This window comes from Dickeya parazeae Ech586, from assembly GCF_000025065.1.
Lineage (GTDB): Bacteria > Pseudomonadota > Gammaproteobacteria > Enterobacterales > Enterobacteriaceae > Dickeya > Dickeya zeae.
Map to the genome: position 1 here is coordinate 3,292,696 of NC_013592.1, position 15,823 is coordinate 3,308,518.

At 52.2% G+C, this 15,823-nt stretch carries 15 protein-coding genes; 6 read left to right on the top strand and 9 right to left on the bottom strand.

What is annotated here, in order from left to right:
* Positions 1-5 precede the first annotated feature (5 nt).
* From DD586_RS14415 to DD586_RS14425, 3 genes are all read left to right on the top strand, one after another.
* The gene (locus tag DD586_RS14415) at positions 6-758 is read left to right on the top strand and encodes a LuxR family transcriptional regulator (RefSeq protein ID WP_012885563.1); all 753 of its coding nucleotides are present in this window, start codon (positions 6-8) and stop codon (positions 756-758) included.
* 84 nt (positions 759-842) lie between these two features.
* On the top strand, positions 843-1,736 hold the full coding sequence (locus tag DD586_RS14420; RefSeq protein WP_012885564.1) for a proline iminopeptidase-family hydrolase: 894 nt from the start codon (positions 843-845) through the stop codon (positions 1,734-1,736).
* Between the two features lie 502 nt (positions 1,737-2,238).
* Positions 2,239-3,777, top strand: coding sequence for a diguanylate cyclase (locus tag DD586_RS14425; RefSeq protein WP_012885565.1), 1,539 nt, complete (start codon positions 2,239-2,241; stop codon positions 3,775-3,777).
* A gap of 96 nt (positions 3,778-3,873) precedes the next feature.
* On the opposite strand, the gene DD586_RS14430 is transcribed toward DD586_RS14425, so the two are convergent.
* The 3 genes from DD586_RS14430 to DD586_RS14440 are packed head-to-tail and all read right to left on the bottom strand — an operon-like array spanning position 3,874 to position 5,062.
* Positions 3,874-4,284 carry a DUF6691 family protein gene (locus tag DD586_RS14430; RefSeq protein ID WP_012885566.1) on the bottom strand — a complete coding sequence of 137 codons (411 nt, stop codon included), beginning with the start codon at positions 4,282-4,284 and terminating at the stop codon, positions 3,874-3,876.
* Between the two features lie 10 nt (positions 4,285-4,294).
* Positions 4,295-4,726, bottom strand: coding sequence for a YeeE/YedE family protein (locus tag DD586_RS14435; protein WP_012885567.1), 432 nt, complete (start codon positions 4,724-4,726; stop codon positions 4,295-4,297).
* Between the two features lie 6 nt (positions 4,727-4,732).
* Complete coding sequence (locus tag DD586_RS14440) at positions 4,733-5,062, bottom strand: ArsR/SmtB family transcription factor (protein ID WP_012885568.1); 330 nt, start codon at positions 5,060-5,062, stop codon at positions 4,733-4,735.
* Between the two features lie 229 nt (positions 5,063-5,291).
* Here DD586_RS14440 and DD586_RS14445 point away from each other — a divergent pair, with 229 nt between their 5' ends.
* Positions 5,292-6,431 (top strand): ribosomal protein uL16 3-hydroxylase, encoded by a 1,140-nt coding sequence (locus DD586_RS14445; protein ID WP_012885569.1) that lies wholly within the window; start codon positions 5,292-5,294, stop codon positions 6,429-6,431.
* 223 nt (positions 6,432-6,654) lie between these two features.
* Positions 6,655-6,843, top strand: coding sequence for a YjfB family protein (locus DD586_RS14450; RefSeq protein WP_012885570.1), 189 nt, complete (start codon positions 6,655-6,657; stop codon positions 6,841-6,843).
* A gap of 160 nt (positions 6,844-7,003) precedes the next feature.
* Here the strand turns inward: DD586_RS14450 and DD586_RS14455 are convergent, their stop codons facing one another.
* Positions 7,004-8,077, bottom strand: coding sequence for a LacI family DNA-binding transcriptional regulator (locus DD586_RS14455; RefSeq protein WP_012885571.1), 1,074 nt, complete (start codon positions 8,075-8,077; stop codon positions 7,004-7,006).
* A 267-nt stretch (positions 8,078-8,344) separates the two neighbouring features.
* Here DD586_RS14455 and DD586_RS14460 point away from each other — a divergent pair, with 267 nt between their 5' ends.
* Entirely contained in the window at positions 8,345-9,616 is a 1,272-nt protein-coding gene (locus DD586_RS14460; RefSeq protein WP_012885572.1) for a maltoporin, read from the top strand.
* A gap of 118 nt (positions 9,617-9,734) precedes the next feature.
* On the opposite strand, the gene DD586_RS14465 is transcribed toward DD586_RS14460, so the two are convergent.
* The 5 genes from DD586_RS14465 to DD586_RS14485 form a co-directional block, all read right to left on the bottom strand.
* Positions 9,735-10,049, bottom strand: coding sequence for a glucose PTS transporter subunit EIIB (locus tag DD586_RS14465; protein WP_012885573.1), 315 nt, complete (start codon positions 10,047-10,049; stop codon positions 9,735-9,737).
* Positions 10,050-10,166: 117 nt separating this feature from the next.
* Positions 10,167-12,224 carry a beta-galactosidase gene (locus tag DD586_RS14470; RefSeq protein WP_012885574.1) on the bottom strand — a complete coding sequence of 686 codons (2,058 nt, stop codon included), beginning with the start codon at positions 12,222-12,224 and terminating at the stop codon, positions 10,167-10,169.
* Between the two features lie 133 nt (positions 12,225-12,357).
* Positions 12,358-13,557: a glycoside hydrolase family 53 protein gene (locus DD586_RS14475; RefSeq protein ID WP_012885575.1), complete on the bottom strand. Its 1,200-nt coding sequence runs from the start codon at positions 13,555-13,557 to the stop codon at positions 12,358-12,360.
* A gap of 5 nt (positions 13,558-13,562) precedes the next feature.
* Positions 13,563-14,459: a sugar ABC transporter permease gene (locus DD586_RS14480; protein WP_049779784.1), complete on the bottom strand. Its 897-nt coding sequence runs from the start codon at positions 14,457-14,459 to the stop codon at positions 13,563-13,565.
* A 10-nt stretch (positions 14,460-14,469) separates the two neighbouring features.
* A complete protein-coding gene (locus DD586_RS14485; protein ID WP_012885577.1) occupies positions 14,470-15,777 on the bottom strand; it encodes a carbohydrate ABC transporter permease in 1,308 nt (435 codons plus the stop codon).
* Positions 15,778-15,823 lie beyond the last annotated feature (46 nt).

Here is a 15,823-nt window from a genome sequence, read left to right on the forward strand (position 1 = left end):
TCATTATGCGCATTGATATCGAAAGCCCTGGTGCAACCAACGCCACCAGGCTTGAAGAGGCTTTTGCCGGGCTGTTCGCCCGGACGCAGGCGTTGGGTTTTGATGCGGTGATTTACGACTACACGCCGGTGCCGCGTTCGCTGGAAGGCGCGCTGATTACGCCGTCGCTGCTGGAGATGCGCAATGTACCGGATGATATGCGTCGGCTGTGGTGCGAGCGTGGCTACTATCAGGTCGATCCGGTTCAGCATTTTGCGCTGGAGAGTTGCGCGCCGTTCGTCTGGTCTTATCAACGTCCGGATCGCAGCGCATTGCACGGGCGACTGGATGAGCACGCGCAAGAAGTGACGCACTACATGCGCGATAACAATATGCCCTGCGGCGCCACCGTGCCGCTGCATCTGCCCAATGGCGGTTTTGTCACGCTAACCGGCATTGTGACCGACCAGCGGGAAGAGCGGGATATCAGCGAAACGCTGGCGCAGTTGACCTTTCTGGCGCACCGCTTTCAGGAGTCGGCGTTCCCGCTGTTTGACGCCTCAATGCTTACCTGCCGCCATGTCAAACTGAGCAACCGCGAGCGCGAATGTCTGGCGTGGTCCGCCGAAGGGCTGACGGCGAAAGAGATTGCACGCAAGCTGCACCGCTCGGTCGCGACTGTCACACTGCACCTGAATACAGCGGCGAAAAAGCTCGGCGCGACCAACCGCGTGCAGGCTGTTGTCCGGGCGTTGCATTACCGTTTGCTGGACAGTTAATAACTAGCATTTTTGCTAGTGTTCAGTGCAAGCAGTGACGTTCTAACCTGAAAGCCACTTCACTTAACAGGGTAAACGTCACTCATGTACACCATTCGAGAAGGCTATGTCCCTTTCCGGGGATATCAGACCTGGTTTCGCATCTGCGGTGATCTGCACAACGGTCAGACGCCGTTGGTGGTCGCGCACGGTGGCCCCGGCTGCACCCACGATTATGTCGATGCGTTCAAAGATATCGCCGAAACCGGGCGTGCCGTGATCCACTATGATCAACTGGGTAACGGTCGTTCCACCCATCTGCCGGAGAAAAGCCCCGATTTCTGGCAGCCCTCGCTGTTTCTCGACGAACTGAATCATCTACTGCAAGCGCTGGAGATTGCCGACAACTACGCGCTGCTGGGGCAATCCTGGGGCGGAATGCTGGCAGCCGAACACGCGGTCACCCAGCCGCAAGGGTTGAAAGCGATGATTATCGCCAACTCACCGGCTTCAATGGCGCTGTGGCTGGAAGGCGCGGCGAAACTGCGTGCGCAGCTTCCACCAGACGTGCAGCAGACACTGCTGGCACACGAAGCGGCGGGCACGCTGGACAGCGCTGAATACAAAGCGGCCAGCCAGGTATTTTACCAGCGCCATGTCTGCCGTCTCTCTCCCTGGCCGTTGGAAGTGCAGCGCACCTTTGACGCCATGGACGCCGACCCGACGGTATATCACGCGATGAACGGCCCGACGGAATTCCACGTTATCGGCAGCATGAAAGAATGGACGATTATCGACCGTTTGCCACAAGTCCGCGTGCCCACATTGCTGATTTCTGGTCGCTATGATGAAGCAACACCCGAGGTGGTGCAGCCGTTTATGGACAAGATTACCGGTGCACAATGGGTCATTTTCGAATCCTCCAGCCATATGCCCCATGTAGAAGAACGGTCATTGTGCATGCAGACCGTCAGTGATTTTTTGACGCAGTATTGTTAATGGTTGCTAACACCAGGTAGGTTGTATCAAGTGGATGGTATCAGGTAGATAGTGTTTGTACGCTTAAGCGCCGTAAGGCGCTTAGTTCATTCCTTATGAGAAAAAGCAAACAGAGATGAGAGCCAATAAGCAAGGTATGCTGTTCGCGGTGTCAGGGTTAGCAATCACCAGCGGTGTCATGGCGAGTATCTCAATAAATTACCGCCCTCTTCTCTTTATTCGATGACGAGTTGCCCCCCCATCCATACGTCGTAATACTCACCTACCCAGGTGGCAGCTACACAGAATTATTTACGCGTATTATCATAACCCCCGAAATTTTTTCTGCTGTGATTTTATGTCTTGATACCCCGTCTAAAAGTAATACCTGATGGCAATAATCTTTTACTTTCTACTCATGGTTATTTTCAGATAATACTTATAGACTGAAATATCTTACCCACAGATTACATTAAAATAATTAATGAATATTAATCTTTCCTCAATATTAGGGTCGTGATTAATGCTGGACGTTAAAACAATTTTTTTACTTATTGTTGTCATTAACTTCACTTTTGGGATAACAATTTCATTAGCATCAGCCTCAGAGCGAAAATCCGGGTTATATCATGTCTCTTTCGCTAATATCGCACATGGTACTGGATATCTCCTGTTCATTACCGCCGCGAGTTACGGTAGCCTGTTCGTTTGGGCAGGCGAAACCTGTATTGCAATCAGTATTTCCTTGTGGATGGCAGGGATTTATAAATTTCTAAAAATCCCGCCGCCATCAAAAATTCAACTGCTCCTGGTTTTGTATGTAACGCTGGTTTCATTTCTTTATAAAGACAGTAAAGATGCCCGCATTATTTATAACTCATCGGCTTATGTCTGCATTGAGCTAATGACTACCTATGCGCTCTTGCGCTTCTGGCGTCAGATTAAAGGACGAGGGAAATATTTGGTCCTTATTTCTATTCTGACTAATATGCTGATACTGACGTATCGCGTCTTTTTTGCTTTATTACGCTCACAAGATATAAAAGGTCTTTATTCAGGAGATATATCGCAGATGGTGCTATATGTCTCGGTTTTAATTACAGTGATTTGTTTTTCCGTTGGATTTGTTCTTATGACGAAGGAACGGACAGATTACTTAAATATGGAGTTAATCCTGAAAGACGGGTTAACCGGCCTTTGGAACCGGCGTAAGATTGATGAAGTCGCGACTTATGAAATGGGCCGTCTGAAGCGATATGGAACACCAGTGGCGCTGGCGATCATCGATATTGATAATTTTAAACAGGTTAACGATATCTACGGGCATGTTGTGGGCGATCAGATATTAATTAAAATATCAGCCGTGTGCAGGGCTCAATTGCGGGATACAGATATTATCGGGCGATGGGGCGGAGAAGAACTGGTGATCATATTCCCCAATACTGGGCTTTCCGGGGTGCACGATATCGCCAACCGCCTATGTCATGCTGTGAATCATGAGGTGTCTTTGCCTGACAGAACACTGAGTGTAAGTATTGGTTTATCTCTTTGTCTGAGTACGGACACATGGAGTAGCTGGTTTGATCGTGCAGACAGTGCTTTGTATGATGCGAAAATAACAGGGAAAAATAAGGCATTATTTGATGCTCCGATTCAATTTGAAAAGGGTGCACCTGCAATTATTTGGTCTGATAAATTATCAACGGGGCTAAATGATATTGATGGTGACCACGTTAATCTCATCAATCTCACTAACGAATGGGCCACTTATGCCCACCGGGATTACAATAAAGCACAGTTACTGAATTATATTGCGCGTCTGCGGGAAGCCATGTTATCTCACTTCATTCTTGAGGAAAAATCCATATCATCAGATAGAGCGTCTCCAGGCAGAGATGAACACCATCAACGTCACAAGAGCCTGATTGATCGATTAGATTATCTGGTTGACTTGTTCTCAAGAGGAAATCTGGAGCTTGATGCTATTTCACAGTTTCTGGTCTATGAGCTCTGTATCGAACATATTCTTACGGAAGATAAAAAAGTTTTTGATGAAACATAACTCAGCTGCCGAAACAATCAGCTGTCTACATAACATGTGCACGTGGGTATATGGTGGCTCACCAAAGCACGGGATATTTTATAAAATAGCCCATCATCAAGAACGCTTAATCAGCCCGACAAACCCCATGCCGCCCAACATTGCCAGGGTAAAAATCATCCCCTTGGTATAACCTGCGCCAACCAGTACCAGCGCCGGTCCGGGGCAAATGCCAGCAATCCCCCACCCGGCGCCGAAAAGCAGTGCGCCGGTGATGAGCGGGCCGTCAATTGTTTTACTTTTTGGTAAGGCCATGTCCATGCCGAGAAGTGCCGTCTTGCGTCGTTTTGCCAGCGAAAAACCAACAATACCGACGGCGATAGCCCCCACCATTACAAACAGCAATGATGGATCCCACGTGGCGGATAAATTCAGAAAGCCCAACACCTTTTCCGGGTCGGCCATTCCGCTAATAATTAACCCAAGTCCAAAGATCAGGCCGGAGAAAAAAGACACCAGAAGAGTCATCGTCTTATCCTTACCACTGAAAATAGCCGATTAGTGTGGCAGTCGCGAAACCCACCACCATAAAAACGAGGGTGGCGACCAGCGAACGAATGGAAAAACGAGACAATCCGCAGACACCGTGCCCACTGGTGCATCCCGAACCCAGTCGTGTTCCCACCCCCACCAGAAAACCGGCCAACAGTAATCCCGGCGTAGAAGTGCTGAGCGTAACGTCTGGGTGGTGGAAGAACGCGGTATACAACAATGGGGCTAGGATGAGACCGGCAAGAAACGCCAGCCGCCATTTCTCGATTATTTTTCCTCTTTTGGGCAACACGCCGACCAGAATCCCACTGATACCGGCGATTCTGCCACAAAAAAGAACCAGTAAACTGGCCGCGATACCAATCAGCAACCCGCCGCTTAAACTGGGCAATGGCGTGAATTGTTCAAGATTGATCATGATGTTTTACTCATCCTCTGCCTGTGGGCAGTACAGGGTATATAGCGTGTTGAGCAGTGAAAGCACCCGTTCATCTTCGATGCGGTAAAAAATCTGTTTGCCTTCCCGCCGCGTCGCTACCAGGTTCAGGCGCCGCATCACGCCTAACTGTTGCGACAACGTAGGCTGGTGTATGCCCAATCGCTCCTCTAACTGAGCCACACAGGCTTCCCCGCGGGTAAGCTGGCACATCAACAGTAAGCGGTCATCGTTAGCAAGCCCACGCAGCACATCCGCCGCCGCCTGAGCTGCCTTTCTCATGTCGTCGGGTAACGTCTGATCGCCGGTTTGTAGCATAGCTGACACCTCAACAATATACAATTATATATAATATAGTTTGATTTATTATGATTTCAACCGTGGTGACCTTCTGTCATGACGTTGCACGCCGTGATAGCAGTCACGCCCTCACCAACCTATTCACAATGATAACCGCCCAAACACACGACCTTGACCCATGACAAGGCGACCAGGCATCCAGCGTCTTTATAATCAGGCCCGTTTGTCTTCTCACTGGTGTGAATGTATGGCTTATCAGCTTAACCTTAACTGGCCCGAATTTTTAGAAAAATACTGGCAGAAACAACCTGTTGTGTTAAAAAATGCCTTCCCGAGTTTCGTCGATCCGATTACGCCGGATGAATTGGCGGGTCTGGCTATGGAGCCGGAAGTCGATAGCCGCATCGTCAGCCATGTGAATAACCAATGGCAGGCATGGAACGGGCCGTTTGAGCAGTTTGATCACTTAGGGGAAACCGGCTGGTCACTGTTGGCGCAGGCGGTTAACCATTGGCATGCGCCGTCTGCCGAGCTGGTGCGCCCGTTTCGCGTACTGCCGGACTGGCGTTTAGACGACTTGATGATCTCCTTTTCTGTACCGGGTGGCGGCGTTGGACCGCATATCGACCAGTACGATGTGTTTATTATTCAGGGGATGGGCCGCCGCCGCTGGCGGGTCGGCGATAAATTACCGATGCGTCAGTTCTGCCCGCATCCGGCACTGCTGCACGTTGATCCGTTCACGCCAATTATTGAAGAAGAGCTTGAACCGGGCGACATCTTATATATTCCGCCGGGTTTCCCGCACGATGGCTTCACCTTCGAAACCACACTCAACTACTCGGTTGGTTTCCGTGGGCCGAACGGTAGAGATTTGATCAGCAGCTTTGCAGACTATGCGCTGGAACACGATCTCGGCAGCGAGCACTACAGCGACCCAGACTTAACCTGCCGGGAACACCCAGGCCGGGTGGAAGAGTATGAACTTGATCGCCTGCGTAACATGATGATTGAGGTGATCAATCAGCCGGAAGCGTTTAAACAGTGGTTTGGTCGCTTTGCGAGCACGCCGCGCCACGAGTTGGATATCGCACCAGCGGAACCACCCTACGAACCGGATGAAATTGCCGATGCCCTGCAGGCCGGTGAAGTACTGACCCGCTTAAACGGACTACGGGTACTGCATATTGGGAACCATTTTTTCATTAATAGTGAAGAACTGGATACCGTCGCCCCGGATGCAGCCGATGCCTTGTGCCGTTACACCACTATCGGTAAAAAAGAACTGGGTGACGCGCTACACAACCCGGCTTTCGTGGCGGAATTAACCGGACTGATCAATCAGGGCTACTGGTTCTTCGACGACGACATCGCAGACGACGACTAATGTGACGAAAAGAGCGGCAGTCATGTCCAGAACCTGTTAGCCTAAAGTTTGAGCAAAAAAGACCGATACCGTAAAGACGCTGGTGTGATATTGCACCAGCGCATCGGTATGCGAATGGATACCGTATTGATGGACGCCACGTCGGTACGCAGAGCAGTTCATTTACGCAGAGTAGTTCATTGCTGTACCGGCCCTCTTCCAGCACAACCATAGGATAACCACAATGGATGTATCACAGATTGCATCGCTTTCCACTGGTCTGAATAACATGCAGCTTAGCAGCGAGATCGGTACTGCTGTTCTCAAAAAATCTCTGGATAATCAGAAAAACACCGTGACCAGCCTCGTCCAGTCTATCCCTCAATTACCTGCCAATCCGGCGATCGGACGCAACATCAACACCACCGCGTAATCCCGGTTGTCTTATCAGGAATGCATCAACAGATTTCCCGTTAAGACAGATTGTACAAACCCGGCGGGTCACACAACTTGCCGGGTTTTTATTCTTGCCGGGTTTTGCTCCCACCAGTTTTTATTCCCAGCGGATTTTATCTTCGTTTCTATAACGCCTTTTACCGACTCAAGCGATGCGCAATCAACCGTAATTCTTCGGCGATTTGCTGCAAATCGCGCTGCTCATCAATACGCGGGCCGGTAGAGTTACGGATAACCAACTTGGCAGGCAGAATGGAGGACGAACGTTGAGCATCGCTGTCACCAGCGTTCAGCAGGCGGTTAACCGCTTCCTTGCCCTGCAGGTCGAGATCCAGCGAGACGGTGGTCAGCGCCGGGTGGAAAAACGAACTTTCATAAGTCCCGTCATAACCAATCACTGATTTTTGACCGGGAATAGTCAACTGGTTTTGATGAAAGGCACTCAATACGCCGAGCGCCATCTGGTCGTTGGCGACCAGAACCGCGCTGAATTGCGGCGTTTCACGCAGCATCTGCAATGCGCTGGCGTAACCGCTCTGTGCATCCCAGTTGCCATGCATCACCGTTGTCGGCGTCAGGCCGTATCCCTCCAGCGTTTCCAGCCAGTTTTTCAGTCGCAGCCTTGCGGAAACTGAGCCGGCTGGCCCCGCCAGTAAAGCAAAATCACGGTGCCCCAGTTCATACAGATACTTCACGCTGGCGCGCGTGCCATCCGCCGGGTTAAACGACACGTTGAACACCGAACTGTAGGGGTCCACATCCAGAAACAGGCACAAAACGTCGTCATTGTCCGCAGCGATACGCTCCGCTTCTTCCGTTTCCAGCGGCACGTTGATGATAACCTTATCAACCCGCTGTGACTTGAGTTCATTGATAGAATCCTGAATGCCATGATTGACGTTCTCATCAATCATCGAGATCAGTACCTGATAGCCTTCGATATTCGCGTATCTTTTCACCGCCGCAGCGACCTGTGACGGTGCGTGCAGCGCCAGCGATGTCGTCACCAGCCCCACCGTCATACTTTGCTTACCCACCAGTTGCTGAGCCAGTCGGTTAGGTACATAACGCAGCAACTCGATAGACTGCTCCACCTTGCGGCGCGTGGACTCGGAGACATTCGCAGATTTATTTAGCACCCGCGATACCGTCTGATAAGAAACACCCGCATGGCGGGCAACATCCTCTAGCGTAGCGCTTTTCGACTTCATGATCGGGTTTTCCGTCGTGGTTTTAGCGGGATTGTAACAGCTGCCTCGACGAAAAAACCATGCCCGGAATGCCATTCTGGCCAAACCACATAAAAGTATTACGTTCACATAACAAAAACTCGTGACAGACCTCACCAATCATTACAAAACAAAATGATTTATTTGCATTAAATCACAATAAACCAACGAAATCGTTGCTCACTTTTACGCTTAAGCATTTTATTTACCCATAAATGTGAACGTAATACATTACAACAAGAGGCCATCATGAACACCACACTCCTTACTGTCTCTACCGCACTCACCGCCGTGTTGATCTCGCCAGCCTTGCTGGCAGCAGAAGCCACCAGCGTCCCCATCGATTTTCACGGCTACCTGCGTGGTGGTGTGGGAGTATCCAATGATGGCGGCATGGCACAATGGCAAAAAAACAAAGTCGGTCGTCTGGGTAACGAAAACGATACTTATGGCGAAGTGGAACTGGGCTCGGAGGTGTACAAGAAAAACGATGTCAGTTTCTACGTCGATAGCATGGTCAGTATGGTGTCAGATGGCTCTAACGATAACGAAACCACCGTCGGCAATGATGCCCAGTTCGGCCTGCGTCAGCTGAATCTGCAAATTAAAGGGCTGGTCCCCGGCGATCCTAACGCGATGATCTGGGGTGGGAAACGCTACTATCAGCGTCACGATCTCCACATTATCGATACCAAGTACTGGAATATTTCCGGCTCAGGTGCCGGGATCGAAAACTATACGCTGGGCCCGGGGGCGCTGTCCGTTGCCTGGCTACGCGGCGACGCCAACGCCGTGGATGACCGCATCAACGGCAACAGTAACGTCAACATCAATTATGCCGATGTGCGCTATGCCGGGCTGAAACCCTGGAAAGGTGCCTGGACCGAATTCGGTATCGACTATGCCATGCCCAATGCCACCAAAAAACAGAAAGACTACGGCGGATTGTACGATGCAGACAACGGCGTCATGCTGACCGGTGAAATCAGTCAGGACATGCTGGGCGGCTATAACAAGGTGGTGTTGCAGTATGCCAATAAAGGGCTGGCGCAAAACATGGTGTCGCAGGGCGGCGGCTGGTATGACATGTGGAACCAGGTTAACAGCGCTACCGGTTATCGCGCGATCAACACAGGTCTTATCCCGCTCACCGAGCGGCTGTCATTCAACCATGTATTGACCTGGGGCTCGGCTAACCACATCAATGAAGCGACGGATACCACCCGGTTGCTGTCGTTGGTAGGGCGTTTGCAATACCAGTTTACCGATTATGTCCGCGGTATTGGTGAAGTGGGTGCGTTTACCCAGAAAGACAATTTCAAGAACGGCACCGCATTTAAACAGAGCGGTGAGAAATATACGCTGGCACTGGCGCTGGCGGCAGGCCCGGCATTTATGTCACGGCCGGAATTACGGCTTTATACCTCTTATCTCAACGACAGTCAGGATGGCAAGCCGTTCAAAGACGGTACGGCGAATAACACCTGGAACGTTGGTGTACAGGTGGAGGCCTGGTGGTAACCGGCCCCCGAAACATTCCCTTCTCCGGTAGTTTTTTCATCATTGTTATCTGAATGTTTAACGCTATATTTTGAGGATAACCAGCCGGGTTATCCTCTTTTTTATTTATAGCGTGCGGTTATTCCTGCCGGGAAAAATGTTCCTCCAGTAATTTACGCAATGTATCCGACTGTTTACCGAATATGGCATGAACCTGCTGCCCCAAAATAATCACGCCCAGCGCGCCTTCTTGCTGTAATCCTTGTGAATCAACCACACTCAGGTTTTTTACCGTCACCCGCAGCCGGGTAATACAAGCATCGACCTGCTCGATATTCTCCCGCCCACCAAATAACTGCAGCAGACGCTGAATTTGCTGTTTATCGTCGTCGCTTAATTCCGCCGTCGGCTTCGGGTGTGAAAAATAACGCATAACAGAATGCAGACTGACCATGAGCATACTCCTGTGAAGGTATCGTTCGGTACACGGCGACGCCCATCGGCACGGTGGGTATCACCCCAAAAGAAAGCGCCCATGCCGACACAGCAATGGGCGCAGGTTTGATAGCTGTTACACCAAACGGCGGCGGATCACCCGGCAATCCCAGGCGGAAAGGACAACATCGCTCAGCGGTGCACCGGTCAGCATATCGCGGTACCCGGCGGGCAGTGGGAGCGTCTGCGGCAACGCGCTGTAGTTTTCAATGAAGATAAACTCGTCGTCACCGTTGGTGCGGCGGTGTGCTGTTACCGCCTCGGGGAATGGCATGTCCAGTGCCCGAGGCAGATTCAGCTCACGAATGATAGCGGCAAAGAAATCGCGCTGAAACGCCTGGTCGTTACGCGACGTGACGTACCAGGCTTTTCCGTCGCCGACGCGATTCACCGTTACCGCAGGTCGACCGGCATAGAAATCGTCACAGTAGCTGGCGAGCGCCGTCGCCCCCTCAAGGTGAATCAACTCGCACAGATGGCGTGCCTGATACGGCCCTTTCAGCCCAATGTCATTGTCTGACAGCCCCAGTATCCGGTTAAATTCGCCGTCCGCCAGGCAATCAATCTCTTCTGACCAGATTCCCAACAGCGGGCGCAGCGGGCCGGGAAAGCCGCCCAGATAACACAGGTCACTGTCGTTAACGATACCACTCCAGTAGGTCACCACCACCTGGCCACCTTGCCGGACAAACTGCTCGAGACGCTCGGCAAATCCCGACCGGACCATGTAGAGCATCGGCGCAATCAGCAACCGATAGCCGCTGAAATCACAGTCAGCGTTGATGACGTCTACCGCGATCCCCTGCTCCCAGAATGGACGATAATGCTCCGCTACCGTTTTTTCATATTCCAGACCCAGGTTACGCGGCCCCTGCGCATCATCCATCGCCCAGCGGCTTTCCCAGTCAAACAGAATCGCCACCTGTGCGTCCACCCGGCTGCCTGCCACATCGGCGAGCTGCGATAAGATCTGCCCCAGTTGGGCGACTTCACGACCGACGCGGGTATCAACATGGCCGACGTGATCCACTACCGCGCCGTGAAATTTCTCCACCGAACCGCGGCTCTTACGCCACTGAAAATACTGCACCGCATCCGCACCGTGCGCCACCGCCTGTAGCGAGGAGAGAATATGCATACCCGGTTTTTTGAGCTTGCTGAGCGGTTGCCAGTTGGTCACGCTGGGGGTCGATTCCATCAGCACAAACGGTTTACCCTGCTTGAGCGAGCGCATCAGGTCATGGAACAGGGCGATATAACAGGCGAGCGTGGCGTCGTCCTTATCCCGATGCCACATCGGGTAACTGTCCCAGGAAATAACATCCAGTACCTGCGACAACTGCCAGTAATCGTAGTCGTAGAAATACTCCATGAAGTTGGTGGTGACCGGAATAGCCGGATTGACTCGCTTCAATGGTGCAATTTCCTGTGCGCAGAAGTCTTTCGCCTGTGCGGTATTAAAGCGCCGCCAGTCAAGGTTCAACCCATGAATGGACACCTCGCCTTGCGGCGCGGGTGATTCAATCTGTAACCAGTCGCTGTAGGTGTGGCTCCAGAAATCACTCCACCAGGCGTGATTGAGGTTCTCCAGCGTCTGGTAACGTGCCTGCAACCAGTGACGAAAGGCCTGCTGACAGCGAGGACAATGGCACTCACCGCTGTATTCGTTAGAAATATGCCAGCCGATGACCGCCGGGTGGTGCCCGTAGCGTTCTGCCAGCAACGTATTGATTTTTTGGACCTTATCCCGATACACCGGCGATGACAGGCAATGATTGTGGCGGCCACCGTGCAAGGCCGGCACCCGGTCACGCCCGACACGCAATACTTCCGGGTAGCGCTGCGACATCCAGGCCGGACGCGCACCGCTGGGTGTCGCCAGAAACACGGAAATGCCCTGCTGATATAATTTATCAATCACCGCATCCAGCCAGTCGAACCGATAGACCCCCTCCTGCGGTTCCAGTTTGGACCAGCTAAAAATCCCCACCGACATGACATTGCATTTCACCTGTTTCATCATGGCGATATCGTCATCAATCATGCCGGGGTAATTCTCCCATTGCTCCGGATTATAATCAGCGCCATGTAATAACCCTTCGACCTTCGGATTCAAAGGCGGAAATCGTTTCATAAAACAATCCTTAATACTGAATAGGCAAACAGCATCGTTGCACTATTTTGATATGCAGGCGGGCGGTAACGCATTACTCTCCGACATGCATCGAAGACCACCAACACACCTGCACGTGAAATATGACGGGTATTTATTTAAAGACTTTTATCGAAGGCAACACCTCCCCCTGGCAATTAAATAACGCCTGATTTTCACGGGCGTTGCCCAATTTCCAGTGGTCATTGATATAAGTCATACCGGCTTCGGTGGCCCAGGTATTTCCCGGCGGGGTTATCCAGGCGGGTTCCCAATAGAACACCCCTTTGCCGCGTTTTTTCGGCACATCAATCACGCTTTGCATCAGGTCACGAACGAAATCAGCCTGCCCTTGCACTGTAGCCGGGTAGCCACCCGCCGCTGCTTCTTTTTCGCCAAAGCTGTTTTCGGCGTTGTCACAGTTCGCCAGGGTATAGCCGTAGGCGGCCTCTACCACGATAACGTCCTTGTTGTAGCGCTGGCTGATATCGTCCATGTTGGCTTTCAGGGCGCTGATGGGGCCGTTCCAGTAGGTGTACATCGACAGACCAATCACATCGAACGGCACACCGCGCTTAGTGATTTCATCAAACCACCAGCGGAAGGTATCGTTCTTGGTGCCTTCAGCCAGATGCAGCATGATCTTCACCTGCCCTGGCGAACTGAGGTTTTCGCGCAAACCGGCAATCGCGGCATTCAGCAGGCCAGCCAACCGGTCGAATTCGCCGCCGCCCTGCCCCCAGCTTTTGCCTTCCGGCCACAAGATACCGCCGTTGGCTTCGTTACCGATCTGCACCATATCCGGCAACACCCCTTCCCGCTTAAAACGTGCGATGGTGTCACGGGTATAGTCATGAATGACGGTTTTCAGTTGATCGTAGGACAGGTTAGCCCAGGCTTTCGGCTTGAATTGCTTACCCGGGTCAGTCCAGAAATCGCTGTAGTGAAAATCCAGCAACAGCTTCATCCCTGCGGCTTTGGCACGTTTAGCCAGCGCCAGCGTCGTCGCCAGATCATTATCGCCACCGCCGTAGGGGTGCCCGGCGCTGTCTTTTGGGTCTACCCACAACCGCAACCGGATGTAGTTAACGCCGTTCTTTTTCAGCAGCGCGACTGGGTCGACACGCGTGTGGTTCTCGTCATAAAACACAGCGCCCTGACGCTCCACTTCCAGCAGGGTGGAAATATCCGCCCCTTTGATAAAATCAGCCGGGGCATTGCGCAGCGGTTTAATAACGACAGACTCCGCCGCCATGAGCGGCATCGCGCCCAGCGACAGGGAAACAGCCAGTAAAGCGGGTATCATTTTTTTCATCGTGATTATCCTTTGGTACTGCCTGAAGTGAGACCGGAGACAAAATATTTTTGTAGCATCAGGTAAAGCAGCGCGACCGGCACGGCAATCAACACCGCACCGGCCGCGTAAGTGGTGTAGCTGGCCCCCATTTTCTGCGCCACCAGGTTGTACAAGCCGATAGGCAGGGTGTACTTATCCGGCGTGCGCAAAATGGTGCTGGACAGGATGAAATCCCCCAGCGGGCCGGTGAAGGAAAATAGCGCCACCACGGCGATAATGGGCTTGGATAACGGAAGGATGATCTCAATGAAGATACGAAAATTGCCTGCACCGTCCATGCGCGCTGATTCGTCCAGCTCACGGGGAATGGCGTCCAGATAACCTTTCATTAAGTAGGTGTTCATCGGGATCATGCCAGCGACATAAATCAGCACCAGCGCCAGATGGCTATTGATCAACCCCAGCAGTTGCGACAGCACAAAAATGGCAATCAGCGCCGAAAACTGCGGGATCATCTGCAACAGCAAAAATAGCATCAGACCGTTTTGCCGCCCTTTGAAGCGGAAACGGGAAAAGGCATAGGCGGTGAAACTGACACTTAACAACGTCAGCACCATGGTCAGGAAGCTGATTTTCATCGAGTTCCAGTACCAGGTCAGATAATTGACCTGGCCGTTAAACAGATCCGCATAGTGCTGGAAGGACGGGTTATCCGGAATGATCGAGGTGCTCAACAGGCTGTTGCCCGCATTGAGCGATGCTCCGACCGTCCACACCAGCGGATAAATGATCACCACGGACACCGCAATAATCACCAGCCAGGACAACGAAAGCCGAATCGCCCTCTCACGTTTGATACTTTGATGATTAACACCCTGCCGATTAACGCGTTGATGCTGAATACGCTGAGTCGTCGCCATCATTGCCCCCTTAGGCCATCTCATCGTTTTTGAACGACCGGGTCGCCCGGAATTGCCACAACGCCAGGCCGACGACAAAAATCGACAGCAGGATGGTGATGGTGGCGGCAATCGCATACTGGGACGACGACATCGTCAGCTTGTAAATCCAGGACACCAAAATATCGGTGCCCCCAGCATTGGAGCCGGCCACGGCAGGCCCGCCATTGTTAAACAGATAGATGATGTTGAAATTGTTAAAGTTGAAGGTGTACTGGGTGATGATGATCGGCGCAATCGAGTACAGCACCAGCGGCAGCGTAATGGTGCGCAGTTGCGTCCAGCGGCTGGCACCATCCATCGTGGCCGCCTCGTACAAATCCTCCGGAATGGCCTGTAGCACACCGGTGGTCATGGCGAACACAAACGGGAAACCGAGCCAGGTCTGCATCATGATCAACGCCGTTTTGGTCCAAAACGGATCGGTCAACCAGGCTTTGGGGCTCACCCCTAACGACGCCAGAATGGCATTGTTAATTACGCCAAACGAATCGTTGAACATACCGGCGAACACCAGAATAGTGACGAACCCCGGCACCGCCCACGGCAGAATGAAAATCGTGCGAATCAGCGGTTTAAAACGCAGGTCTTTCTGGTTTACCAGGATTGCCAGCAATACCCCCACCGAGCACTGCAACGTCGTCGCCAGCAGCGTCCACACCACCGTCCATTGCAGCACATCCAGAAATGTCGAACGCCAAATGCTGAGGGTAAAAATACTGACGAAATTCTTCAGACCGACCCATTCCACCAGTTTGGCGGGCGGTGTGTGGTACAGGTTGTAGTTGGTAAAGGCGATGGCGAAACCAAACAGAATCGGGAATATCACCACAAACACCAGCAGGATAAACCCGGGCGTAATCATCAGGTAAGGGAAGCCCTCGCTTAACAACAGGCGGTATTGCTGCCGCACACTATTAAGCGCCAGCCCCTCATCACGACGCTTGCCGTTACGCCAGGCATCGTTAATAGACCAGGCATAAATCAGCACACCAAACGCGATGATCAGCAAGCTGATGATCCCTTCCGCCAGCAGGAAGATGGAGTTATCACGCGGGACTTCCTCGCCCAGCGTATACACGCCCCACAGACCGGTACGCAGAAAATCATGAAATACCCCCAGGTAACTACCGAGCAGCACTAAAAAGATCATGCCCTTCGCCCACTGACGATGGTAAAACTGCCCGCCACCAGGCAGCACGGCGCAGCCTGCCGCAACCCAGGCGTGGCGTCGGGTACGCTTTTCCCCACAAAGGGGTTCGCCAGAACTGATAATCACACGCGACTCCTTGTTATCGCGGGAGGCAGCCCTCCCGCACGATATG